This window comes from Pseudoalteromonas aurantia 208, assembly GCF_014858725.1.
Lineage (GTDB): Bacteria > Pseudomonadota > Gammaproteobacteria > Enterobacterales > Alteromonadaceae > Pseudoalteromonas > Pseudoalteromonas aurantia.
On the sequence record NZ_AQGV01000010.1, the window covers coordinates 74,663 to 100,137 of the forward strand.

Below are 25,475 nucleotides of genomic sequence, written 5' to 3' on the forward strand. Positions count from 1 at the left end.
CTGGACGACTAGCCCCCTACCTGCTAGTTTATAAAACCACAAACCTTAGTAGTATCAAATCAACCTCCTCGTTACGACGAGAATGACAATTGTAATAAAGAACCCACCAATATGCATTTACGCGAACTGAAAGACAAGTCAATCAATGAACTTGTAAAACTAGCCGAGTCCATGGGACTAGAAAACGTAGCACGTCTTAGAAAACAAGATATTATTTTTGCAATTTTAAAAGCACATGCCAAAAGCGGCGAAAATATATACGGCGGCGGTGTTTTAGAGATTTTGCAAGACGGCTTCGGCTTTTTACGCTCATCGGAAGCATCATACTTAGCTGGCCCTGACGATATCTACGTATCACCAAGTCAAATAAGACGCTTTAGTATGCGGACAGGTGATACCATTAGCGGTTTAATCCGCCCACCTAAAGATGGTGAACGTTATTTTGCATTGTTAAAAGTTAATGAAGTTAACTTTGATAAGCCAGAAAACTCTCGTACCAAGATTTTATTCGAAAACCTAACGCCTATCCATGCTAACGAACGTTTCGTTATGGAACGCGGCAATGGCAGTAAAGAAGATATTACCGCTCGTGTACTAGACCTGGCATCGCCAATAGGTAGAGGCCAACGCGCCTTGATCGTTGCACCGCCAAAAGCGGGTAAAACGATGTTGCTACAAAATATCGCTCAATCTATTACATACAACAACCCTGATGCCACACTGATGGTGCTGCTGATCGATGAGCGCCCAGAAGAAGTTACTGAGATGCAGCGTCTAGTGAAAGGGGAAGTCATTGCATCTACATTCGATGAACCTGCTAACCGTCACGTACAGGTCGCTGAAATGGTAATCGAAAAAGCAAAACGACTTGTTGAACATAAAAAAGATGTCATAATTCTTCTCGATTCAATTACACGATTAGCGCGTGCATATAACACCGTCATTCCTTCTTCTGGTAAGGTACTTACCGGTGGTGTTGATGCTAATGCACTTCACAAACCAAAACGTTTCTTTGGTGCAGCACGTAATGTAGAAGAAGGCGGCAGTTTAACAATTGTTGCGACAGCACTTATCGATACCGGCTCTAAAATGGATGAAGTCATCTACGAAGAGTTCAAAGGTACTGGTAACATGGAACTTCACCTTAACCGTAAAATTGCGGAAAAACGTGTATTCCCGGCGATTGACTTTAATCGCTCAGGCACCCGTCGTGAGGAGCTACTTACTAAAGCAGATGAGCTTCAGAAGATGTGGATCCTACGTAAAATAGTGCATGATATGAGCGAAATTGATGCGATGGAATTCTTAATTGATAAACTATCAATGAGTAAAACCAACGATGAGTTTTTCGATCTAATGCGTCGTAAATAGTGATTTAAATCAATGATAAAACCTGCTTATGCAGGTTTTTTTATGTCTTAAAAATATGGAAGTATGCGCCATTATGTTCTATACCTAGATAGTCATTTTGCAGTTTTAACAAGGACTCGTCCGTTCATGAAGCCTAAACATGTTGTTATTTGGTATTTTGCAACCAATGTGTTGTCTGTTTTTACCATTATGCTAATTTTCTCTCTTCATTGGCCTGCAGTCATATGCCTATTAAGTGTTTCTGCCATAACAACATTGGTGCTGCTCAAATATGCCACTCAAGGTAATGCAAGTACCCCTTATTTAAGTGAACTTGTTGCTGCACTATTAAAAGACGATAATATTGACTTAACCTACCGGTTTAATGAAGCAGACGCCAATACACCACCAGCTTGCTTAGCAATTAATGCCAGTCTAGCAACCATTGAGCATTTAATTGGCGAAGTTTACTGCTCCTCATCACGACTATCCCCTATGGCTGACAGCCTCAGAGATACCTATTCTTCGATGACTCAAAAAGCGACCATACAGCATGCACATGGCACTGACCTTGCGACTTCATTCAATCGTATGATTTCTGTCGCACGAGAGCTTGATGAACATTTAGATCAAATATATGGGTCAGTGACAGAAGCTACCAATGCGGTAAAGAAAACGCGTATAGACACGGGAAAGAGCCAAGAAAGCCTTATGAGCCTAGCCAATAATATCCAAGCAACGAGTACGCAAATCGAAGCACTTAAGGTCGATAGTGATGCTATTAGCTCTGTCATTGATGTAATTAACTCAATTGCTGATCAAACTAATTTACTTGCACTGAATGCAGCCATTGAGGCGGCGAGAGCGGGCGAACAAGGCCGAGGTTTTGCCGTAGTCGCAGATGAGGTGCGTAGCCTTGCGGCTCGCACTAGTCAATCAACCCAGCAAGTGAGAGATATGGTCTCTAAGATCCAAGCTGGTACTGATAGTGCCCATAACTTGATGCTTGATGCATTAAGCGAAACTCAACAAACTGTATCCTTATCACAAGCCTCTACACGTGAAGTTGACCAGATAGAACAAGCCATGATCGATATCAACACACTTTCTAAAAGTATTCACGAACAGGTTAGCCGTCAAAAAGCCGTATCAGATGAAGCTCAAATGAGCATCGATTCAATGGTTGAGCTTAACTCAGATGCCCTCAATAACTCGCAAATTCAAGCGGTCTCTAGTAATGACCTAATTAACTTAGCGCGTAGTATCCACGCCAAGTTATCTATTTTTAAAGTAGATTCCACATTACTTGACCACGAACAAAGAGCGGATGAAAGTAGGCTCCATAAAGTAGCATTTGATGAAAGCATGATGCAACAAAATAACTCAAATGACATTGAGCTGTTCTGACGAAGCAGCTACTTTTAGCTCATCACATAAAATTAAATAGAAGTGCTGCGCTTGCATACGGTCAGTGGTTATCACGACTTGTTCTAATTGCTTAGCCGTTTGCGCAATATCATTAAAGCCAAACGTTACAGCGGCACCAGCTAAACGATGACATGCATTTTGCAACGATTTTGTCTGCCTGCTTTCCCATAAGTCCACTATGTTATATCTTTCTTCTTCAAGCGTTGCCAAAAAGCTCGCTTTGAGATCTGACATATCTATTTGCATTGCACTTATTTCATCTATGTACATTAAATGTTTTGCTAATATTTGATGAAGATGATCTGTGCTGATAGGTTTTCCAATATGACCTGTAAATCCATGCTCCAAATAGGCTTTCACTTCTTTTGGCATCACATTAGCCGTCAAAGCATAGATTGGGCCATCATAGCCCGCTTGCCGTAAGATCTTAAATGCTTCAAGCCCATCGACCTGAGGCATTTGTATATCCATAAGGACTAAATCTGGAAATTCAGTTAGACATACCTCCACAGCCGTGGCACCATTATTTGCAACAATAACATCAACCCCGAGGCTTGAGACTAAACGACAAAACAATGAGCGATTATCATCATGGTCTTCTGCAATTAATACTTTACCTGACAATGCTTTGAATTCTTTTAAGCCTTCCATTTTATCAATTTTACTTGGCATACTGCTGGGAACACACGGTACTAACACTGTAAACGTACTGCCTTTATTTAGCGTACTTTCTACACTGATTTTCCCGCCCATCATATCAACTAGCTGTTGAGATAGGGATAAACCTAAACCGGACCCTCCAAATCGACGTGAAATGCTGTTGTCTCCTTGTTGGAAAGAATCAAATATACCTTGTAAATAAATTTCATCCATACCAATACCGGAATCTTCAATGACAAACTCGACTCCACCTTCAACAATTGTGATTGTCAGCTGTATGGACCCAGCCTCAGTAAACTTGACTGCATTGCCAAGCAAATTAATCAGCACTTGCTTCAATCGAATATAATCCAACTCCACCACTAATGAGTCACGTAAATGGTTATGAATAACAAACTTTAATCCTTTCAATACACATGCATGCTGAAACATGTCGCTGACATCATTGATCAAGCTCTCTAGCTCAAACTCTGTAAATTCAAGTTCAAATTGCAATGCTTCAATTTTACTTAAATCCAATACATCACAGATTAAATCTCGTAAATGTTCCCCTTGACGGTGAACCACTCGTAACGAACTTTGTAGATTTTGATCTCTTTGATTATCAATTAATAATGCTTCGGTATGACCTAATATCGATGTCAAAGGTGTACGTATTTCATGACTGATATTTGCTAAAAACTGACTTTTAACTTGATTTGCTTCTCGTAATTCATCTGCAACTTGTTGTAACTGTGCTGTACGTTGAGCCACTTGCCGACTGAGTTCCGTCTTTGTAAGCTGTAAAACCCTTTTTCGGTAAACGCTGACACCTGCTATCCCCAACGACAATATAAATAAAGCTCCCAGCCAAACTAATTGTTCTCGTTGTTCTATCTGCAATTTCTGTAACGCCTGATATTGTTTGAGTGTTTTTATTTCTTGACTCAATTGATTCTCAGCTATCGTATCTTGGTACTGCTCTAACCGTTTGCTCAAACTCGTATTTAGTAACTTACTTTGTAATCGTTGATACTTCTGATAATTCGCTAATGCCTGTCGTGGCTGACCTAGGCTGGATTCAATAAAAGACAGCAAAAGTAAACTATCTCGCTCTCTCAATGCGGCACCCGCTTCTTTCGCTAATATAATGGCTTCTTGAATGCTCTCTTTCGCTTGCTGATATTGACCCTGAGCTAACAAAGCTTGCGCATAAGGGTACAATGCTTCTCGACGTCCCCCTTGACTATTTGCCTGCTCCGCATAATAAAGTGCAAAATTAGCTTCTGTTAATCCTTGTTCTATATTACCTTCTAGTAGACTCAGCGTTGCTAAATTGGCGTATTCAAAGCTTAAATGCTGCCAACTCTCTACTGATTCATAGTAATCAATCGCAGCCATCAAGCTAACTCGAGAAAGTGCCCATCGTTCAGTATGTTTATAAATAACGCCTAAATTAGCCTGCGATAAAGCCGTACCGTAATCATCTTGCAGCTCATTGAAGAGTTTAATTGCGCGTAACAACATCTCTTCTGCAATGTTATATCGCAGTTGCCGTATGTAAACACCTGACAAATTAAGCATAATGTCTGCTTTATCTTGTGTATCACCATGCTGTTGGTATAACTGATGGGCTGACACATAATGTAGAATTGCCAAGTCCAGTTCATGTGTTTGAGTGTAAGCCAACCCCAAATTACTGTGCATATTGGCTATCTCTAATGGCTTATCTCGTAATGTCGCAATCTTCAAAGCACGATGATACGCCAAAGTTGACTGCGTATAACTGGCTTGGAAATAAGCCGCTATCCCTTGTGATTTGACGGCTTTATAAAACACATCGCTTACAGGGTTCACTGCTGTTAGTTCCTCTAGCTCAATGAAGTAATCATTTGCGATTTGATATTTTTGATGCTTCAATGCTTCACGACCTAGATTTTCTATAAGGTGCTGTAATGTCATTAAAGAAATATCAGGATGAAGCCGCAATCGCTCTCCGGTTTCAACCACTTCCTGCCACGAAGCCAAGTCATTTAATTGCGACACTCTTTCATGCAAAGAAGCAGAAGATGCAAAAGCATTCATATTGCAAAACATGCTCAAACTGAACCACAAAATTAGCTTATAAAAATGCGTAACCGACTTGCCAGTCATCCTTGATCCTCATTGATATAGGAAATTTAATCGTGCTAAGGTGAAGATACACGAACTAAAATGATCGAACAATGTTCAACCCTTTACTTGACGCCATTTTTATTGAGCTCTCATCTGGGAGAGTATTTAAAATTCATACTTTAGCAGCTCAGTTAAATCAGCTAGATTGGTTTGAGCTATTGGATGATGATCCTAATAAAGCACTATTTAAGAAGAACTTTCTAATCATGAATGCATTGTTTCAGCTCCAAGATGAGTTGCTTACAACTGATCAGTCTCTGCATATTGACAGTATGGACATCTACCTAAGTGCTAAAGTAGATACTGGTGTAACTAAAGATAACCCTTTAAAAAGCTACTATTTAGATTGGGATAATTATAATACAAGCCGAGAAGATATTGAGTCTTTACTCACCCAGTTTTGGCAACGATTCAGTCAAAGCAATCACACTCAACCCATTGCGGCAGAAGAATTACAGGCACTCTGCGCGGTTTGGCAATTGCCCATCCCATTTTCATCGCAGTTATTAACAAAAAAATGGCGCAAATTAGCGTTACTATATCATCCTGACAAAAACCCCGCGGGAAGCGAGGCTTTTAAAAAATGGCATAGTGAGTATATAAAATTGAAATCGGCTGCTAGTAATTGACTCGACGGACTCGAAACTTACGACCTTTGAGCTTGCCTTCGGTTAATTTTCTAAACGCAGGCTTCGATGCATCTCTCGCCACAGCAACATACGCAGTATTGTCTAACACGTTGATTTTGCCAATTTGTGCAAATGAGATCCCTTGCTCACCCGTTAAACTGCCCACGATATCTCCTGGACGTACTTTTTGTTTTTTACCACCATCAATTTGCAGTGTTACCATGTCTGGTTTGTATGGTGCTTTGTCTAATAAGCTATGTGCAGGAACAGGTGATGGTTCAAAATCGCGATCATACACATCGCCAATCTGTGCCACTTTAAACTCCTCACTCTCTCCGAAAATAGAGCAAGCAAGTCCTTTCTTACCTCCTCGTCCAGTACGACCTACTCGATGCACGTGCGTCTGCGCATCATGGGCTAAGTGGTAGTTAATCACCATATCCATATCATCAATATCTAAGCCTCGTGCTGCAACATCTGTCGCGACCAAAATCGAGGCACTTTTATTCGCAAAACGGATCAGCGTTTGTTCACGCTCTCGCTGTTCTAAATCGCCATGCAATGCGACGGCATTAAAGCCAGCATCTTGTAAGTCATCACACACTTTTTGTGTTTCAACCTTGGTGTTACAGAACACCACACAGCTTTGTGGTTTGTTTTGCAATAGCAATAATCGCAATGTATTAAAACGTAATTTGTTATTATCTAATTTATAAAACAACTGTTTAATGCTGGTATTAACAACCTGATCTTCCACTTTGACCATTTCTGGCTGATGCATCACACGCTCAGATATAGTTTCAATGCGTTTTGGAAACGTGGCACTGAACATTAAGTTTTGACGCTTTTCAGGCAAATAGCTCACAATATTATCGAGCGCATCAGCAAACCCCATATCAAGCATTTGATCTGCTTCATCGAGCACCAACGTTGATACCTCATTAAAATTCAATGTACCTTTAAATAAATGATCTTCAATACGCCCAGGCGTGCCGACAATAATGTGCGCGCCATGCTCTAACGAACCAATTTGTGGTCCAATTGGTACACCACCACATAGCGTTAATATTTTAATATTATGAATACCGCGTGCCAGTTTACGCATTTCAGTGGCAACTTGTTCAGCCAATTCACGAGTTGGGCATAATACCAACCCCTGAATGCGAAAGCGTGCAACATTTAAGCGAGATAGTACACCTAAGCTAAACGCGACTGTTTTACCCGACCCTGTTTTTGCTTGGGCAATGACATCTTTTCCAGATAATATAACCGGCAAACTTTGTGCTTGCACGGGAGTCATATTTTTATAACCCAAATCACTCACGGTATCTAAAAGTGCCTGCTCTAAAGGCAAAGTGTTAAAAGCGATTGCGCTCACGGTACTATCTCATCAATAAAAAATATGCCCAATTTTAGCAGATTAAATTGGCTACGAATATCGCAGTGCACAGTATTTGATCTCATTTACGTTTGCATCACCTTTTGTTAATGCCACAATAGTGCTTTGTACTCAGCTGTAATACCAAGGACATCATGAAAAAACTATTTAGTACGTTATGTTTATTGAGTTGTATCTCTAATGCAGTGCACGCTCAAGAGTTTTCACCAGAACAGATTCAACAAGTTACACAAGTGCGTGAAGCCGCACTAAATAGTGATTTAAGCTGGCAGATCCTTGAATCTTTAACCACAGAGGTTGGCCCGCGTTTACCAGGTACCAAAAATGATAAAAAAGCTGTTGAATGGGCGCAATCACAATTTAAAGCACTCGGTTTTGATAAAGTATGGATTGAACCCGCAACGTTTCCACATTGGCGTCGATACCACGAATCAGCTTCTATTATTACCCCAAGTGAACAACCACTGCACCTAACAGCACTTGGTAACAGTGTGAGCACACCAAAGTCAGGCATTCAGGCTGAAGTGGTGTTTTTTGAAACTTTAGATGAACTCATTGCTTCGCCTGAGGGGAGCCTAAAAGGCAAAATCGCATTTATTAACTACCGTATGAATCGACATATTGATGGGAATGGTTATGGGCCAGCAGTAAAGGCCCGTAATAGTGGCGCAGTAGAAGCTGCCAAAAAAGGCGCTGTGGCTTATATGATGCGCTCAGTCAGTACCAGTCATCATCGCTTCGCACATACCGGTGGCAGCCATTACAAAGCTGGCGTAACCAAAATCCCAGCAACCGCCGTTGCGAACCCTGATGCAGACCAACTTGCTCGTCTTATCACTGCGGGTCATAAAGTAAAGGTAAAGCTCAATATTCAAACTGAAGATTTAGGCGAAGGCACCAGCTATAACGTAATTGGTCAATTCAACGGCACGCAATACCCTGAACAATATGTGCTTATTGGTGGGCACCTCGATTCTTGGGATCTGGGTACCGGCGCACTAGATGATGGTGCTGGCGTCGCATTAACCATGGCTGCTGCAAAACATATCAGTGATGTAAAACGTCCTAAACGCAGTGTTCGAGTAGTTTTATTTGCCGCAGAAGAACTTGGCTTATGGGGTGCAAAAGCCTATTTCAAACGTCATAAAGATACACTCGATAATATTGTTGCTGCTGCTGAATCTGATTTTGGTGCGGATGTAGTGTATGGCTTTGAATCAAATGTTGCTGCAGCGGCATTACCTCTAGTGCGCGAAATCGCTAAACAGCTAGCTCCTTTAAATGTACAGTATATCCGTAAAAATACAGCACGGGGTGGTCCTGACTTAATCCCCCTTAAAAATACAATGTCAGCCCCTATTTTTGCTTTACACCAAGATGGTACCGACTATTTTGATTATCATCACACCGCTGATGATACATTAGATAAAGTAGACCCTAAGAAGTTACAACAAAATACAGCTGCCTATGCGGTATTCGCAATGATGGCAGCAGATGCTAAAACTCGTATTACAGGTAAGTAATCATCGTATAAACCAAGCGGCTGTTTATGCAGCCGTTGTTACTTCAACCTTCTCTACCACCTGTTTGCAAAAAAAAGAGCTATGCATTGTGTAATGCAATGATATTTAATACCCTAAAAATATCTAACGGCCATTTTTAGCATGCACATATGTACTCACGGTTAACCCAACCTTTATTACAAAGTCTATTTACCTTTCACGGTTTTATTGAGCGCGTCATCAGCAAGCACTACCGTGTCCTGTTAGTCATCATATTAATTGCGACTTCTGCCTATAGCTATATTTCACATACTCAAAATATTGCCTTGCAGCACTCTTTATTAACACACCCAAGAATTGACGATGTGTATGTGATTAATCTGGGCCGAATTCAAACTGACCGTAAATATCAAGCTCAGTATCGAGTCGCACAGGTATTACAAGTCGCAGAAAACAAAATTATATTAACGCAAAGTACAACGACCTATCGCCGCAAGCGTGACGCTGAACGAGCCATAAAGCTAGATGCACTAATGCTCAATAGCTTTTTCCGCTCAGAACATCTTATCTTGGAGCGTGAGGCCCTGTTATCTATGTTTGCTCAAAATGCCATAGATGATGTTTATAGGCCTAGGGAAATATATGTCATGGGCGGTATCGTTAAACAGCGACAAAGCCCATTACCAATTAATCATAAAGCTCATATAAACAATAGCTTAACGACGCACAATAATGAAGGTATACGGTTGTATCGACAAAACAACTTCGTTCTGGCGTTCAATTCATTCAAAATTGCGGCCATATCTGGTGATGCGTGGGCACAATATAATTTAGCAGGTATGTTTGAGCTAGGGGAAGGCACCTCCCTTGACTTGAAACAGGCGCATTATTGGTATCAAAAGTCTGCAATGCAAGGCCATCAACGTGCACTACATGCCTTAGAAAAGCTCTGTAAAAGCACGCAATCACTATGCCTTTGAATCTAAAATGATTACCGTATACTCTCTATAAATGAATACACAGTAATCATTTTACTCTTGTGACAAACCACTCTTGGAATGCAGATGCACTGAGAGGTTTACTATGTAAATACCCCTGACTATAGTCACATTGTAAGGTCTGCAAAAACTCTAATTGCGATTGAGTTTCCACACCTTCCGCTACCACTTTCAAATTTAAATTACCTGCCATGGAGATAATTGCTTTTACTAATGCGCGGTCTTCTTGATCATCTGGTAAATCACGAATAAATGCTCTATCAATTTTTAACTTCGACAGCGGGAAGCGCTTCAGGTAACTCAATGATGAATATCCTGTTCCAAAGTCATCAATCGCCAATTCAACGCCCATTTCACGTAACGTGAGGAGCTGCTGTAGAATATTTTGCGCGTTATCTGCTAGTACTGTTTCTGTAATTTCAACCGTTAAACATCGGCTATCTAAGCCTGTCTCGCGTAAAACACGTGCTATCACTTTTGCCATATCGGCGCGTTGGAACTGAATGCTTGACACATTGACTGTGATAAATAGAGGATGCTGAAAACGATTGCACCATGCCTTAGCCTGAGAGCATGCTTGATAGAGTACCCATTCGCCGATTGTTATGATTAAGCCTAACTCCTCACAAATAGGAATAAACCGCCCAGGGGGCACCTCTCCAAGCGCCTCATTGTGCCACCTTAATAACGCTTCGCAACCAATTTGCTTCCCATCAAGGCTAATAATTGGCTGATACACAACCGTTAACTCTTGATTTGATAGTGCCTTATGTAACGCCCCTTCTAACTGGCGTCTTGCTTGAGCATGATCATGCATTGCCGACGTATAAAATTGATAACAGTTTCTTCCATGCTCTTTTGCCTTATACATAGCACTATCAGCATTACGAAGTAATGCCTTGCGATCACAGCCGTCATCAGGGAAAAAGGTCACCCCGATACTACCGGAAACAAATGTTTCATGCCCTTCCAGCTCAAATGGACTGCTCAATTGCTGTAATACTTTATTGGCTATTTTCTCAATATCACTGATGGTGTCGATATCAGGCAGTAATAAAGCAAATTCATCACCACCTAGCCTCGCTACAATATCAGAACTACGAGTACAGTCTTTGAGTCGCTGTGCAGCCTCAATTAAGAGCAAATCTCCAATATGGTGGCCTAAAGTATCATTAACAGCTTTAAAGCGATCTAAATCAATAAAGCAAATTGCCAAGCGACTCGATTGTTTTTTCGCTCTTTCTAATGTGTGATCAAATTGCTCATGAAAATGTAACCGGTTGGCCAGCCCAGTTAATGTATCGAAATTGGCCTGCTGCCACATCATTTGTTCGTGATTCTTGCGGGAGGTAATATCGTTAAATAGTGCTACATACATTTCAATATTCTGCTTCTCATCAAACACCGCAGAGACTTGCAGCCAACATGGATACACGTCACCGGCTTTGCGCCGATTCCAGATTTCACCTTCCCAGTGACCATGTTCATGTAAATCACTATATAACTGACTAAAAAATGCTGTGCCATGCCGACCTGAGTTAAATAAAGCTGGAGACTCTCCTAACACCTCATTTTGACTATAACCCGTAATCTGAGTAAAAGCCCGATTAACCATTTGTATTTTATTCTGTTTATCTGAAACTAGCACCCCTTCACTCGTCGTTGAGAATACCGTGCTAGCCAAGCGTTGTTCTCGTTCATTTGTTAAGCGTACGGTTATATCATGCAACACATAAATAAAACCGAGACGTTGTTCTTTACCATCAAGCACCTCATTTTTAGTCACATTGAATGAACGAAGCTGTCCTTGAACATGCAATTGACACTCTTTATTGACATAAGCGGGATCAGACAGACAACTGGGATTTGTTAATACTGTACCTATTGATTCATTGACCATATTCTCTGTCGGAACGAAGTCATCATTTACCCGTGTATTTGCAGACAGTATTTCTCCCTGCTCGTTAGTAAAAATAAGGTAGTCTTCAATTGCATTAAAAATAGATCGTAGCCTCGCGCCTTGCGATTCTGAGCGTTTTTTAGCCCGCCTAAATCGAATTAAGAATAACCCCAAGATCACAGTTGCCCCACATAAAATACCGATCACCACACTCAACAACATAGTCTGAGTTTGATTAGCAACCTTAATTTCCTGTGTTTGCAACACCACCTGTTGCTCTAAATTCGCTTGATAATGCCACAGTGATTGCTGCAGTGCACGCTGCTCACTAATATCATGAATAATAGAAAATAGTTGAGTTTCACCACTCAGGTCACGAAATGGCACTGAATACACACTGACAGTTCGAACAGATTGATCAGCCAGCTGGTGGCGAAAAATAAAGTAGTTTCTGCCTTCAGCTACTGCGATTTCGCGCTCCGTGGCCACCTGTTTGGCAGTCAGTTGATTAATCTCCTGAATACGCATTAACAATAAATCGCTTTCGGTATAACCATAAAACTGCACAGCTGCGTCATTTGCCGCAATTATGCCACCCGTGTCCGGATTAATGATCAACATAACTGCACTATTATTCCGAAATACCTGTTCAGGTAAATCGAGAGCTAAGCCACAACGACAAAAAAATAATAACGCGATACCGAGTATTATATTCACTTTCAACCTAGCCACCACCGTATATAAATTAGGCTCAGATAAAGACTATAATGCAAACTGACCTCCATGAAAATATGCCAAACATCAAGTATTGCACAATACTAAATAACCTCAGCTCTGGATAAGCGAATTTGCCCAATTAGGCTATTTTTCTCACTCTCGGCGTTGCTTTCATTTGTAATAGCCCGCTATTACTGCATAAAAGCGCCTTGATATTGAACAAAATATCATCATTAGATTGTACGTCAGTGTGTTTTCAACACATTTTCTATTCCAAAACCCTTATCCAAACCTGAGGTTAAATAAAGCGATTATTTATCGTCATTAATAAACGTCATATTATTATCTGCGTATAAAGCCTTTAGCTGCCATTTCGTAAACGGCTTGATATACTGCACATAACTATAGGTGTCCTAATAGCAAAATGAAATATAAAGACTTACGAGATTTTATCTATCGCCTTGAAGAACAAGGTGAATTAGTTCGCATCACACAACCCATTTCAACAAAATTAGAAATGACTGAAATTGCCGATCGTACATTACGAGCAGGTGGTCCAGCATTGTTGTTTGAAAACCCGACAGGCTTTGACATTCCGGTATTAGCTAACCTATTTGGCACCCCTAAACGCGTAGCGTTAGGTATGGGCCAAACAGATGTCAGCGAACTACGTGAAGTGGGTAAACTTTTGGCTTTCCTTAAAGAACCAGAACCACCTAAAGGCATAAAGGAAGCGCTAGGACAAATCCCTGTGTTTAAGCAGGTGCTGAATATGCCAGCCAAAGAAGTCCGCAAAGCTCCTTGTCAACAAATCGTGATCAGTGGCGATGACGTGGATCTGACCAAGTTACCCATTCAACATTGTTGGCCTGGAGATGCAGCTCCTTTGATCACTTGGGGCCTAACTGTCACGCGTGGACCTTACAAAAAGCGCCAAAATCTAGGTATTTACCGACAACAATTACTGGGTAAAAATAAAATAATAATGCGCTGGTTATCGCACAGAGGTGGTGCGCTCGATTTTCAGGAGTGGTGCAAAGAAAATCCAGGCGAGCCTTATCCCGTGTCGGTTGCGCTAGGAGCAGATCCGGCAACAATTTTAGGCGCGGTGACCCCTGTGCCTGACACGTTAAGTGAATATGCATTTGCTGGGCTGCTGCGAGGCTCAAAAACCGAAGTGGTAAAATCCATTTCAAATGACTTACAAGTGCCTGCCAGCGCAGAAATTATTCTTGAAGGTCATATCATGCCCGGTGAAATGGCTCCCGAAGGGCCCTATGGTGATCACACAGGTTATTATAATGAAGTTGATGATTTCCCTGTGATGACAGTAACCCATATGACCCACAGAGAAAACCCAATTTACCATAGTACATACACAGGTCGCCCACCAGATGAACCTGCCATTTTAGGTGTCGCACTCAATGAAGTGTTCGTGCCCATTTTACAAAAGCAATTTCCAGAAATTGTTGATTTTTACCTCCCTCCTGAAGGCTGTTCCTATCGAATGGCGATAGTAACGATGAAGAAGCAATATCCTGGTCATGCAAAAAGGGTGATGATGGGGGTATGGTCTTTCTTACGTCAGTTTATGTACACTAAATTTGTCATAGTTTGCGACGATGATGTCAATGCAAGAGATTGGAATGACGTCATTTGGGCTATCACGACGCGTATGGATCCGGCAAGAGATACAACCATGATAGAAAATACGCCGATTGACTACCTTGATTTTGCTTCCCCTGTTTCGGGACTTGGTTCTAAAATGGGTATGGACGCAACAAACAAATGGGCAGGAGAAACGGATCGAGAGTGGGGCGAGCCTATCGTGATGGATGAACAAGTGAAACAAAGAATAGATGATATCTGGGACAGCTTAGATATCCCACTCAAGCCATAGGATAACCTAGGTACCTATGCTAAAGTGCCTAGAGTTTATACAAAAATTTAGTGATTGGTAATATTCAAAAGTACATTGCCAAACAAGACCGTGCGAAAAGGTAACACATGCAAACAATCAATGCTGACGTGATAGCTATCACGCCACTTACAGAAATTATTTACAAAGTCACGCTTAAACCTGCTACTGCAGCAAAGTTTGAAGCAGGGCACTATTTACAACTTGTTTTAGGTGAAAAAGACAAGCGTGCATTTTCAATCGCAAGCAAACCATCACAACAAAACGAGTTAGAATTGCACATTGGTGCATCAGCTGCTGATGCATACGCATCACAAGCGCTTGAACATTTGCGCCAAGCTCATTTAAACAACCGCCCTGTTGCACTTGAAGTTGGCTTGGGTGTCTCGCAATTACGCATTGATTGCCAAAGACCCATTGTCTTGCTCGCAGGTGGTACTGGGTTCTCGTATGTTAAATCAATGGCCGATCACTTAAGCGAGGTTGGCTGTACTCAACCAGTGTATTTTTACTGGGGTGTAAAAGAAGAATCTGCGCTATATGCTAAAACAGAAATGGAAGCATGGGCAGCAACCAAAGAAAACTTCCACTTTATTCCGGTAGTAGAAAACCCTAACGAAGGTTGGGGAGGCCATACAGGCTATGTGCACCAAGCCGTGATGACAGATATTTCTTCTTTAGAAACGTACTCAATTTATATGGCCGGTCGTTTTGATATGATTGGTATTGTGCGTGATGACTTTATCAAGCATGGTGCCGTACGTGAGCACATGTACGCAGACGCCTTTGCTTTTATCAAATAATTCATAGCCCTAAGCAGTGTCATATCATACGGCACTGCTTATAATTTCACGGTTCATATATCGCCCCCTTTCAGTTTAAGTATTACTCAAGGTTACACCGCATAGTAATTGGCCCATATTCTATCCTCTTGCGCCAAAACACATATTTAGTGTGATGAGCTTTCCTATCAGTCCTGTTTTTTAAATTGAAACAATCTATTTAATCTATTTTATTAATTGAAAATAACAGAGCATACTGAATTCATCAACACAGGAGCACTAGAATGAAAACTGTAAAAGAAATCATGACGACACATATTCCTGCAATTTATGCAGATTCCGAGCTCACAGAAGCGATTGATGAACTGCACCAACACACATTATTCTGCGCACCAGTTTTAGATGGGCAGCAGCACTTAGTTGGCTTTATTTCAGAGCAACAAATGTTGGCCCCATTATTACAAAGTAGCTATTTTTGCGAAGGCAAAATAATGGTTAAAGAATTGATGACCGATAATGTGGTGTCAGTCACTGAACACATGAATATTGTCGATTTAGCTCAGCAAATGCAAGGCAATAAACCAAAGGTTTATCCAGTGACATCAAATGGCAAGGTTATTGGCTTGGTAACAAGAAGCCAAGTCATAGAGGCGTTAAAACAAGACTACTTGAGCTGCTCAGTGCATTAAGCAGCTCAAAGTGAACTGACTGGCTATTAACTCGCTTTTTTAGCTAACAACGCTTTTTTATCACTGTCACTTAAAAAGGCAATTTCTAATGCATTGCGCTGCGCTTGTTCCATATCTTGCGTCGATAACCCAGCCTCAGGTGCGGCAACAACATACTCATTATCAAGTTCAATACCTTGAACTGCAGGATCATCGGTATTAATACAGGCTAAAATACCATGATCCAAAAAGCGCTTAAGTGGGTGTGTGGTTAGTTCAGCCACCGTACTGGTTTGAATATTACTGGTTAAACATGACTCAATACCAATGCGGTTGTCTCTTAAATAATCCATTAACTTTGGATCTTCAATGGCTTTAACACCATGACCAATACGTGTTGCGCCTAACTCATTAATGGCTTGCCAGATACTTTTTGCACCTTCCGCTTCACCCGCGTGTATTGTGGCACCTAAATAAGCATCCCTAACTTGTTTAAAATGATCGACAAATAGCGCGCCTGGATAACCCAGTTCATCACCAGCAAGATCGATAGCAACTAAATCGTTTTTGCATGCTAATAATGAATCAAGCTCATACTGACATTTATCAACACCGAAAGTACGCGACATAATACCAATTAGATTCACTTTAATATCGGTATTGTGCGTTGCCGATTTAATGCCATCAACCACCGCCTCTACGACGCCTTGAGCGTGTAAATCATGTGTTTGTGCCATATAGTAAGGGCTAAAGCGCAGTTCGGTATAATCCATATTCTGTGCAATCGCATCTTCTACGTTTTCGATGGCAATACGGCGACATGCATCATAATCACCAAGCACTTTGACACCCCAATCTAATTTAGCTAAAAATGCCATAAGGTTAGGAGCGTTATCGAGTACTCGAACATGTGGGATCAAGCCCTCAATATCCGTCGCCGGTAATGGCATATTAAACTGCTGACCAAGCTCTAAAATCGTAGTCGCTCTCACGTTACCATCTAAATGGCGGTGTAAATCAAGTAAAGGTAAGTTGTTATTGATCATAATTCACTCGGCTGCAGATAAAATTTTGCGGATCATACTTGCCTTAATATAAAGATCAAGGACACATGTCCATTTTTAGCACGGCTACCTAGTTATGCAAGTATAAAAAAACCAGCGTATTCGCTGGCTTTTTCTAAGTATTTATTTGTGAATCGCCAATTCATAGGCCTTTTGATACTGTTGGGTCTGCTCGTAGCTGCGTAATGCGATACTCGTCCAACCAGTATGCCAATTACTTTTATTTATGTTATCAAAAACTTTAGCTGCGAGTTCAAAGTCCCCATCAACATGGGCCATGCATGCCAAACACGCTAACAAATCCGCATTATCAGGCTGCTTTTTCAGCTGGGCCTGTATCGCATGAGTTAATTGTAAATCACCTTCATTCGCGGCACTTATCACCGTCGATACATCGTGATATAACCCTTTTTTTAACCATTTCAGCAATACTGGCTGTACTTGTTTAATTTGCCCACTCGCCGCCATTGATTGTAAATAAGGCTGCTGCGCATACACTTTCAGTGCTTTGGGTAGCTGTTCATAATACGCTTGCCCATCAGATTGATTTTGCATAAAAAAACGCGTAAAGAAGCGCTGCCAATAATCCGCTGACCAAGTCACTTGCTTATGTTTGTCGTTCAATGTCTTTATCAATTCAACATGTTTTTTCTCTACCAATAGGCCCTCAAGGTAGGTCGTTATCTCGGTTGATTGTGGTTTTTTCTGCTGCATCGGCGTTTCAAGTAACACCAAAGCTTGCTCACCTTTGTCAGCCTGTAGCCAGAGCTTAGGCACTTTGCTTTGTGCTTCTTCTGACATAGCGCTTAGGTGCTGTACCGCAGTTGCCTGCTCGCCTTGCTGTAAGGCAGATTTCGCCAGCAACGCATATTGATAATCTTGCCACTGACTGGGCGCATCATGCTTCTTAAACGCCACTTGTACTTGCTCATTATCATCATTAAGAGTCGCCCATAGCGCCTGTTGCCAAGCCTGAGAAGCTTTCATTGCACGCTTATGACCAAAGTGCCCCGTTGATTTACGATAAAGTCGCCAGAAAAATTTAATCGCCTTTACGACGAGCCATATGCCAATCGTTAGCATGAAAAACATAATGGCCATTGCAACTATCGTGGCTTCAATGGTCACATCGTTATACGCTATGAGCACATAACCCTTTTCGTCAATTAATAAATGCCCTGCTGCCATGGCAATCACAATGGCGATAATTATTAATATCACTCGGATCATTTTAACCACCCCTGTACCGCTTTAGCTGAGCGTAACTGAACAGTTTGGTTAAACGCCAATGACTGACCCTGCATCAGGACTAATTCGTCATGCATTGCTTGTACCGCTGCAGAATCCATTTTAAAATAGCTTGTTAACGTTTGTTGAGCACTCGATAAAGCGCTAAAAAAGACACTGGCTTGCTTGTCCATCAAAGCACTCTGAGCTTGAGACAAGTGACTTCGTAGCTGCGCTTTCAATAGTTGCTGCTCTTGCTTATCAAGTAGTGGGTCAATAACAGCGACTTCACGATGGCGAATCGTAATAAAGTCGTCTACCAAATTTTCCCATGTGCGTAATAAATTGGCTTGCCAGTCACTGACATCACTAGATAGTTGTGCAATAGGCGCTGCTGTTTGCTCTGGTAAACGCAAAGTTTGCAGCTCAAGTTCAGGTACCTGTGCGAGTAAACCATGTAACTGTAAATATCTAGATTCCAATTGCGGCTTAGCTTGTGCATTCAACAATGCTATATCTTGGGCAATTGCGCTCAATACGCCCGTGCTATTTGGCTCATGCTGCAATACATCACTCAATCTTTGTAGTACCGCGATGCTGCCCTGAAAATCTTGTTCCGCAGAGGCCTTAAATTGTGCCATCCTTTGTAAGTACAGCACCTCACTGCTGAGTGCACCACTGACTTGTTGTTGGGCTGAGCTCAACGCCGTCTGCAACTGCGTATCAAACTGCTGAGTCTGTGCTGCTAAGCGAGACTCAATTTGCATATCAACTTGTTTTTGCTGACTTTGCAATTGAACTAGTTGCTCACGAGTAGTGCTTAATTGTGCGCTAAGCTGGCTATTTTGTTGTTGTAATTGTTCTAGCGCAAGGTAAGTTTTATCGCTGATCTGCTGACCATGAATGATTAAGCCGGCTGTTGCGGTACCACCAGCTAAAGCAACCAATAAAGCCAATACGCCCACTTTACTGATTTTCTGTTTTACAGGTTTATCTTCTACCGCGCGTGTTTCGTTTTGCTGATTCTGTTGTTCACTCATTTGGCTACCTTGCTGTGTTTGTTCAGGCATAATAGATTTAAAAATGGCCTCATCACTGGGCCCTGAAGCCACTGTAATATGGGAAGATGCTACCTGATGTTGTAGCATCAAATGATCGGCACTACGCTGACTCACCAAATAAAAATGACATTGATTCAGCCAAGCTAAAAACACTTTATTGGTGGTATTAAATATAGCATCAATTGCCGCGTTACTGGTTATGACTATACCGTCAATCTTAGCCGCTCGCCAGTGGTCTAACCAGGTATCTGATTGTGCCAAAACTGGGGTTCGCCTATAAACAAGGCATTGATTTAATACTGCACCATGCGCTTTTAGGGTTTTTGCCAACAATGTGCGCCCCCCCTCGCCTTTCACTATTACAACCTGTTTATCAGCGATGGATTGCAATGGAAGAAGCGCTAACATCCCTTCAGAATCTTGCTGAACGGGCGTTTGGGCCTGACGTGCATAGACTGTATCGATGGCTTTTGCGGTTTGCTCGCCAACAGCAACCAAGGTTGCGGTTGACGGTAATTGAGGTAAGTGTGCTGCTAATCCTTTCACAGCATCTTGCGAGATAAAGATGATCACATCCGCATCATCTATCGGCGACAACTGAGTGTTATCGACCGGCAACATTTCCAGCTTAAGGACGGGTGTTTTTACAATATCAATTTGTTGAGCTATCAGCAGCTCGGCTAGCTGCTCGCCTTTTCCTTCAGGTCGAGTAATTGCGATAGCCATACTAAGCGTCTCTATATACCTCAGCCAAAACCTTATCAGCGCCTTGCGCTAATAATTGTTCAGCTAACGCAATACCGATTTGTTCTGCCTGCTCTACTGGCCCACTCAATTGGGCATGCAAAATTTCACTGCCATCCACCGCGCCCACCAACCCGCGCAAATGCACGGTATCGCCATCAACCTCAGCATATGCGCCAATAGGAACCTGACATCCTCCTTCTAGGCGACGGTTCATGGCACGCTCTGCATTGACGCGAATACGAGTTGTTGTGTGCTCTAACGGTGCGAGTAACGCTTGTACACGCACATCATCGATGCGGCACTCAATTCCAACAGCACCTTGCCCATTCGCTGGTAAAGACATTTCTGGTTCAATATAGGCCGCAATACGCTTTGGCATGGCCAATCGTAACAATCCCGCCGCGGCTAAAATAATCGCATCGTACTGACCATTATCAAGCTTAGCTAAACGCGTATTCACATTACCTCGGAGATCCTTGATTTGTAAATCTGGACGTAATGCGCGAATTTGACACTGGCGGCGTAAGCTAGAGGTACCAACAACAGCACCCTGAGGGAGCTCATCTAATGTTTTGTATGCATTAGACACAAATGCATCTCGTGGATCTTCACGTTCACAGATTGTATGAAGTGCTAAGCCCTCAGGAAAGTCTACAGGGACATCTTTCATAGAATGCACGGCTATATCTGCGCGACCATCCATCATGGCTTGCTCAAGCTCTTTCACAAATAAGCCTTTGCCACCGATTTTTGCCAAGGGTGTATCTAAAATAATATCGCCTTGCGTAGACATAGGTACTAGTTCAACCGTTAAGCTCGGATGAAAATGCTCTAACCTTGCTTTTACAAACTCAGCTTGCCACATAGCCAAAGCACTTTTTCTGGTTGCAATACGCAGGATATTTGTTTGTTCAGTCATGATTTGCCTTAACTCTGCCCTTATTGAGCATCTGGAATAATACGAAAAGATTTTTGTGCTAATAGTTGCCCTTGCTGGGTAACAACTTCAACACGCCATTGCCCAGTTTGGCTTGGCATAATATTTTTACTTGAGTAAGTACGATACCTCACCGCATTCACGGGCAAGGGAATTTCTGCCATCAACTGGTCTTGATGAAACCATAAGTGATGCACTGTTTTGTCTTGCAAATTTTTAATCTCAGTAAAGAAGTAAAGTTTTTCTGAAAACTGAGTACGCTTTAAGTTGTCATTCAAAACGTCAATCGGCTCGCGCTTTTCAATGCCCGTAGTCAATACAGCACGACTCACGACGTTTGTATCTATTTTAGCCCCAAGTGCCACATTAGCAATATGCGCTGATTCTGAAAATACAGTTTCAGTCACCATTGCGGCTATCTCCTGCTCAGCATCCTCTTCATCTGCTCCCTCTACGGTTTCACTCGCCACAGTGCCTGCTTTCTCTGGCGGTAATTCAGGCTCCACTTCAGTAACGACTAAAATTGCAGGAGCTCGTGCCACTGACACAGCTGTGATCTCACTGTCTTTGCCTACCACGGCCACTGTCGTACTTGCAAGCGCGTCATCACCGGACACATTCTCATCTGCCAAATGTGCTACAACTGTTCCCGCACTAGGGATGTTATCAGGCGCCTGTAGATGCATTTCATCAGCGTTTACGACATTGGTTAAACCGTAAGTAACGCCCGCCGCAGACAACAACACAACACTCGATACCGCAAAAATACGTCGCCAGTGCCATTGATAACTTACCACTTGAACGGTAGGTGTCGTTTTAGTAACGGCCGTTTTGATGACTATCCGTTGTGTCATTGCTGCTCTTCCTCAATTAAGATAATGTGGCGATTAACCAATTACGGATCGCGGTTAACTCTTCATGGCATACTTGATGGGCCATCGAGTAATCTTGCCAGCTTATGTCGTATCCTTGCCCACGCAGTGTATCGTAAGCCAATCGCCCTAACGACATAGGTACAACTTGATCTTGATTACCATGTGCCATGAAAATATTTAGTTCGGTTTGTACAGCTTCATTGGCTAACTTAGCAGGCGCGCACATATAAGTCGATAACGCCATTACACCAGCAAGTTTAACTGATAATCGCGGCGCAAGATGTAAAGAGATCACCCCACCTTGTGAAAAGCCCGCTAAAATAATTCTGTCAGGGCTAATCCCTTTTGCAATTTCAGCATCAATCAGTTGCTGCACTTTATCAGCCGATTCCCTAACACCATGCTCATCAGCACGGCTTTCTGCATCCATAGATTTAATATCATACCAAGAGCGCATCACCATACCACCATTAATGGTGACCGGTTGTTCTGGTGCATGTGGAAAAACAAACCTAACACCTAACTCATCTGGTAACTTTAATTCCGGTGCAATAGGTAAAAAACCTTCACCCGAATCACCCAAACCATGTAACCAAATAATACTGGCTTTATGCTCGCCACGCGCTGCATATTCTACAAAAGGCAACATTAACTGTGCTTCCATTTAATTTCCGTACCCGCTTGACGCGTTGCAGCATCGCACATAAATTGCCAAAACTCAGCACCAGAGCGGTTATCAATCCACTTGTCACCATGTAGCTCGAAGTGATGGCCATTAAACTTAGTTGCTACCCACACCTGATGTAATGGCGCTTGTTTATTAATGATAATTTTACTCTTATCGGCAAATAAGATCTCTAAAATGCCCGACGCTGACTCATAATCCAAGTCCGCGTCACAATCATCAATTTGATCTTCAATGGTAAACATTAAAGCTTCTGCTAGCTCATGGTACTCGTGATCTGTCATAGCACTTTCCTTTTTCAGCACAATTTATTTACGATGCAGCTAAAATACCTAGTCGCAATAGCTGCTTTTTTTACGAATTCTGTTACTCTGCGATTATAAAGGCACTGACATCATTAATCTAATGAAAGCGATACTCTCTCAATCAAGCATGTTTATTTTAGTCATATTAAGCGTTTTGACCCTAACTGGGTGCGGACAAAGTGGCGTGTTATATCTCCCTGAGCACGGTTCAAAGCCTGATCTCAACACCCCAAAAAGCGACGTTAAACCAACGCAGCGCAGCCATAGCGCAGATGTTGAACCAATGATAGAAAAGGAGCGCTAACATGGACTTTTTCCATTATAAAGATCAACAGCTTTTTGCTGAAGAAGTCGCGGTGACGGATATTGCTCAGCAATACGGTACACCCTGTTATATCTATTCTAGAAAAACTTTTGAGCGTCATTACCATGCATTTACCAATGCTGCTGACGGGCATCCACACCTTGTTTGTTATGCGGTAAAAGCGAACTCGAACATTGCCGTCCTCAATGTGCTGGCAAAACTTGGCGCTGGTTTTGATATTGTATCAAAAGGTGAATTGGCAAGAGTCATAGAAGCCGGAGGCGATACCAGTAAAGTGGTTTTTTCTGGGGTCGCTAAAACCTCCGCTGAAATTGAGTTTGCATTGGCACACAATATCAAGTGCTTCAATGTTGAGTCTATTGCCGAGCTCAAACGGATCAGTCATGTCGCACACGGATTAAATAAAACGGCCCGTGTATCTATTCGAGTTAACCCAGATATCGACGCTAAAACGCACCCTTATATATCAACAGGTTTAAAAGAAAATAAATTTGGTATTGATATTAAACAAGCCTTTGATGTCTATCAACTTGCCTACGCACTGCCTGCACTAGATGTGGTCGGTGTCGACTTTCATATTGGTTCACAGTTGACCGAAGTGGAACCATTTCTTGCTGCATTAGATAAAGTTCTTGCGTTGATTGAACACCTTAAATCCGCAGGGATTAACTTACATCACCTAGATATTGGTGGCGGACTAGGTGTGCCCTACGACAGTGAGAAACCACCGCATCCCAGTGCGTATGCGGCTGAAGTAAAAGCAAAGCTGACGAACTACCCGCACCTAGAATTGGTGTTTGAACCAGGGCGTGCCATTGCCGCCAATGCCGGAATTCTAGTCACTCAAGTAGAGTACTTAAAGCCAAGCCAAGAAAAGCATTTTGCCATTGTTGATGCTGGCATGAACGATATGCTGAGACCTTCTCTTTACCAAGCATGGCAAAATATTATTGCTGTTTCACCACGTAACGACGATACACCAACACATAATTACGATGTGGTTGGCCCTGTATGTGAAACAGGTGACTTCTTAGGTAAAGACCGTCCACTTGCCATTCAAGCCGGTGACTTACTGGCCCAGCGAAGTGCAGGTGCATACGGTTTTACAATGAGCTCTAACTATAATTCGCGCCCCCGCGCTGCTGAACTAATGGTAGATGGCGAAAAATGTTATGTGATCAGGCAAAGAGAGACACTTCAATCATTGTGGCAAGGTGAGCAATTACTACCATAATTCATATATCGTAATAACAAAAAATCATGGCAAGGTGCCTTAGCAGGAGTAGTTTTAAGACATTATGTTTGTAAATTTTTCAAAAATGCACGGTTTAGGCAATGATTTTGTGGTGATCGATAATGTCACCCAAAACGTGTTCTTGTCTCGTGATCAAATAAAAAAGCTCGCCAACCGACACTTTGGGATCGGGTTTGACCAATTACTCATGGTTGAAGCGCCTTACTCTCCAGAATTAGACTTTCACTATCGAATTTTTAACTCAGATGGCTCTGAGGTTGAGCAATGTGGCAATGGCGCTCGTTGCTTTGCGCGCTTTGTTAGAATGAAAGGTCTTACTAATAAACATAAAATCTCGGTCTCTACCAAATCCGGTAATATCACTTTATATATGGAGAAAGATGGCCAAGTCACGGTCAATATGGGAAATCCGCACTTTGCGCCAAGTAGCATTCCTTTCAAAGCAACAAAACCAGAACTAACCTATATTATGCGCGCAGATGATCGTACTGTATTTTGTGGTGTTGTATCAATGGGTAATCCTCACTGTGTACTGGAAGTGGATGATATTGACACTGCTGACGTATCCATTTTAGGACCTTTACTGGAACATCATGAACGCTTTCCTGAACGAGCCAATGTTGGTTTTATGCAAATTCTCAACGATGAGCATATTAAATTAAGAGTGTGGGAGCGTGGTGCACAAGAAACCTTAGCCTGTGGCAGTGGTGCATGCGCAGCAGTGGTCGTCGGCATTGCACAAAAAAAGCTTGCCAACTCCGTACGAGTAGACTTACCAGGTGGTAGCTTACAAATACGCTGGCAAGGTGAAGGTCACGCAGTGAAAATGACAGGACCTGCCGAGCACGTATTTGATGGACAAACCGCGTTATAATTCACTTATGAGACA

Annotated in this window: 21 protein-coding genes; 11 read left to right on the forward strand and 10 right to left on the reverse strand. The window is 42.1% G+C overall.

The features are described 5' to 3' along the window. Positions 1-111: 111 nt before the first annotated feature. On the forward strand, positions 112-1,371 hold the full coding sequence (gene rho, locus PAUR_RS01935) for a transcription termination factor Rho (protein ID WP_192506143.1): 1,260 nt from the start codon (positions 112-114) through the stop codon (positions 1,369-1,371). A 126-nt stretch (positions 1,372-1,497) separates the two neighbouring features. Continuing rightward, positions 1,498-2,757 carry a methyl-accepting chemotaxis protein gene (locus tag PAUR_RS23880; RefSeq protein ID WP_192506144.1) on the forward strand — a complete coding sequence of 420 codons (1,260 nt, stop codon included), beginning with the start codon at positions 1,498-1,500 and terminating at the stop codon, positions 2,755-2,757. Here PAUR_RS23880 and PAUR_RS01945 read toward each other — a convergent pair. After that, entirely contained in the window at positions 2,734-5,571 is a 2,838-nt protein-coding gene (locus PAUR_RS01945) for an ATP-binding protein (RefSeq protein WP_192506145.1), read from the reverse strand. The genes PAUR_RS23880 and PAUR_RS01945 overlap by 24 nt on opposite strands. Before the next feature lie 71 nt (positions 5,572-5,642). Between PAUR_RS01945 and PAUR_RS01950 the strand changes: the two genes are divergently transcribed. After that, positions 5,643-6,221 carry a DNA-J related domain-containing protein gene (locus PAUR_RS01950; RefSeq protein ID WP_192506146.1) on the forward strand — a complete coding sequence of 193 codons (579 nt, stop codon included), beginning with the start codon at positions 5,643-5,645 and terminating at the stop codon, positions 6,219-6,221. On the opposite strand, the gene dbpA is transcribed toward PAUR_RS01950, so the two are convergent. After that, positions 6,211-7,599 (reverse strand): ATP-dependent RNA helicase DbpA, encoded by a 1,389-nt coding sequence (gene dbpA, locus PAUR_RS01955; protein WP_192506147.1) that lies wholly within the window; start codon positions 7,597-7,599, stop codon positions 6,211-6,213. The genes PAUR_RS01950 and dbpA overlap by 11 nt on opposite strands. A gap of 155 nt (positions 7,600-7,754) precedes the next feature. Here dbpA and PAUR_RS01960 point away from each other — a divergent pair, with 155 nt between their 5' ends. Beyond that, entirely contained in the window at positions 7,755-9,143 is a 1,389-nt protein-coding gene (locus PAUR_RS01960) for a M20/M25/M40 family metallo-hydrolase (RefSeq protein WP_192506148.1), read from the forward strand. A gap of 149 nt (positions 9,144-9,292) precedes the next feature. Beyond that, positions 9,293-10,102 (forward strand): tetratricopeptide repeat protein, encoded by an 810-nt coding sequence (locus PAUR_RS01965; RefSeq protein WP_192506149.1) that lies wholly within the window; start codon positions 9,293-9,295, stop codon positions 10,100-10,102. 46 nt (positions 10,103-10,148) lie between these two features. Here the strand turns inward: PAUR_RS01965 and PAUR_RS01970 are convergent, their stop codons facing one another. Beyond that, entirely contained in the window at positions 10,149-12,737 is a 2,589-nt protein-coding gene (locus tag PAUR_RS01970) for a sensor domain-containing protein (RefSeq protein WP_192506150.1), read from the reverse strand. A gap of 424 nt (positions 12,738-13,161) precedes the next feature. Between PAUR_RS01970 and ubiD the strand changes: the two genes are divergently transcribed. From ubiD to PAUR_RS01985, 3 genes are all read left to right on the forward strand, one after another. Beyond that, positions 13,162-14,637: a 4-hydroxy-3-polyprenylbenzoate decarboxylase gene (gene ubiD / locus PAUR_RS01975; RefSeq protein ID WP_192506151.1), complete on the forward strand. Its 1,476-nt coding sequence runs from the start codon at positions 13,162-13,164 to the stop codon at positions 14,635-14,637. A 107-nt stretch (positions 14,638-14,744) separates the two neighbouring features. Beyond that, positions 14,745-15,458 (forward strand): NAD(P)H-flavin reductase, encoded by a 714-nt coding sequence (gene fre, locus PAUR_RS01980; protein WP_192506152.1) that lies wholly within the window; start codon positions 14,745-14,747, stop codon positions 15,456-15,458. A gap of 263 nt (positions 15,459-15,721) precedes the next feature. Continuing rightward, positions 15,722-16,126, forward strand: coding sequence for a CBS domain-containing protein (locus PAUR_RS01985; protein WP_192506153.1), 405 nt, complete (start codon positions 15,722-15,724; stop codon positions 16,124-16,126). 26 nt (positions 16,127-16,152) lie between these two features. Here the strand turns inward: PAUR_RS01985 and add are convergent, their stop codons facing one another. The 7 genes from add to cyaY form a co-directional block, all read right to left on the reverse strand. Next, positions 16,153-17,151, reverse strand: coding sequence for an adenosine deaminase (add, locus tag PAUR_RS01990; RefSeq protein ID WP_192506154.1), 999 nt, complete (start codon positions 17,149-17,151; stop codon positions 16,153-16,155). Positions 17,152-17,292: 141 nt separating this feature from the next. Then, entirely contained in the window at positions 17,293-18,399 is a 1,107-nt protein-coding gene (locus PAUR_RS01995) for a heme biosynthesis HemY N-terminal domain-containing protein (RefSeq protein WP_192506155.1), read from the reverse strand. Beyond that, the gene (locus PAUR_RS02000; protein WP_192506156.1) at positions 18,396-20,183 is read right to left on the reverse strand and encodes a uroporphyrinogen-III C-methyltransferase; all 1,788 of its coding nucleotides are present in this window, start codon (positions 20,181-20,183) and stop codon (positions 18,396-18,398) included. Before PAUR_RS02000 ends, PAUR_RS01995 begins: the two co-directional genes overlap by 4 nt. Position 20,184: 1 nt before the next feature. Further along, complete coding sequence (gene hemC, locus PAUR_RS02005) at positions 20,185-21,123, reverse strand: hydroxymethylbilane synthase (protein WP_192506157.1); 939 nt, start codon at positions 21,121-21,123, stop codon at positions 20,185-20,187. A 20-nt stretch (positions 21,124-21,143) separates the two neighbouring features. After that, positions 21,144-21,995, reverse strand: a complete 852-nt coding sequence (locus PAUR_RS02010; RefSeq protein WP_192506158.1) for a DUF2914 domain-containing protein — start codon at positions 21,993-21,995, stop codon at positions 21,144-21,146. Positions 21,996-22,011: 16 nt separating this feature from the next. Beyond that, positions 22,012-22,665 (reverse strand): alpha/beta hydrolase, encoded by a 654-nt coding sequence (locus PAUR_RS02015; RefSeq protein WP_192506268.1) that lies wholly within the window; start codon positions 22,663-22,665, stop codon positions 22,012-22,014. After that, positions 22,665-22,985, reverse strand: a complete 321-nt coding sequence (gene cyaY, locus PAUR_RS02020) for an iron donor protein CyaY (protein ID WP_192506159.1) — start codon at positions 22,983-22,985, stop codon at positions 22,665-22,667. Before cyaY ends, PAUR_RS02015 begins: the two co-directional genes overlap by 1 nt. A gap of 121 nt (positions 22,986-23,106) precedes the next feature. On the opposite strand from cyaY, the gene lptM reads away from it, so the two are divergent. The 3 genes from lptM (at position 23,107) to dapF (ending at position 25,460) form a co-directional block, all read left to right on the forward strand. After that, positions 23,107-23,310: an LPS translocon maturation chaperone LptM gene (lptM, locus tag PAUR_RS02025; protein WP_192506160.1), complete on the forward strand. Its 204-nt coding sequence runs from the start codon at positions 23,107-23,109 to the stop codon at positions 23,308-23,310. 1 nt (position 23,311) lies between these two features. Beyond that, positions 23,312-24,565: a diaminopimelate decarboxylase gene (gene lysA, locus PAUR_RS02030; protein WP_192506161.1), complete on the forward strand. Its 1,254-nt coding sequence runs from the start codon at positions 23,312-23,314 to the stop codon at positions 24,563-24,565. Positions 24,566-24,629: 64 nt separating this feature from the next. Further along, the gene (gene dapF, locus PAUR_RS02035; protein ID WP_192506162.1) at positions 24,630-25,460 is read left to right on the forward strand and encodes a diaminopimelate epimerase; all 831 of its coding nucleotides are present in this window, start codon (positions 24,630-24,632) and stop codon (positions 25,458-25,460) included. Positions 25,461-25,475: the final 15 nt, after the last annotated feature.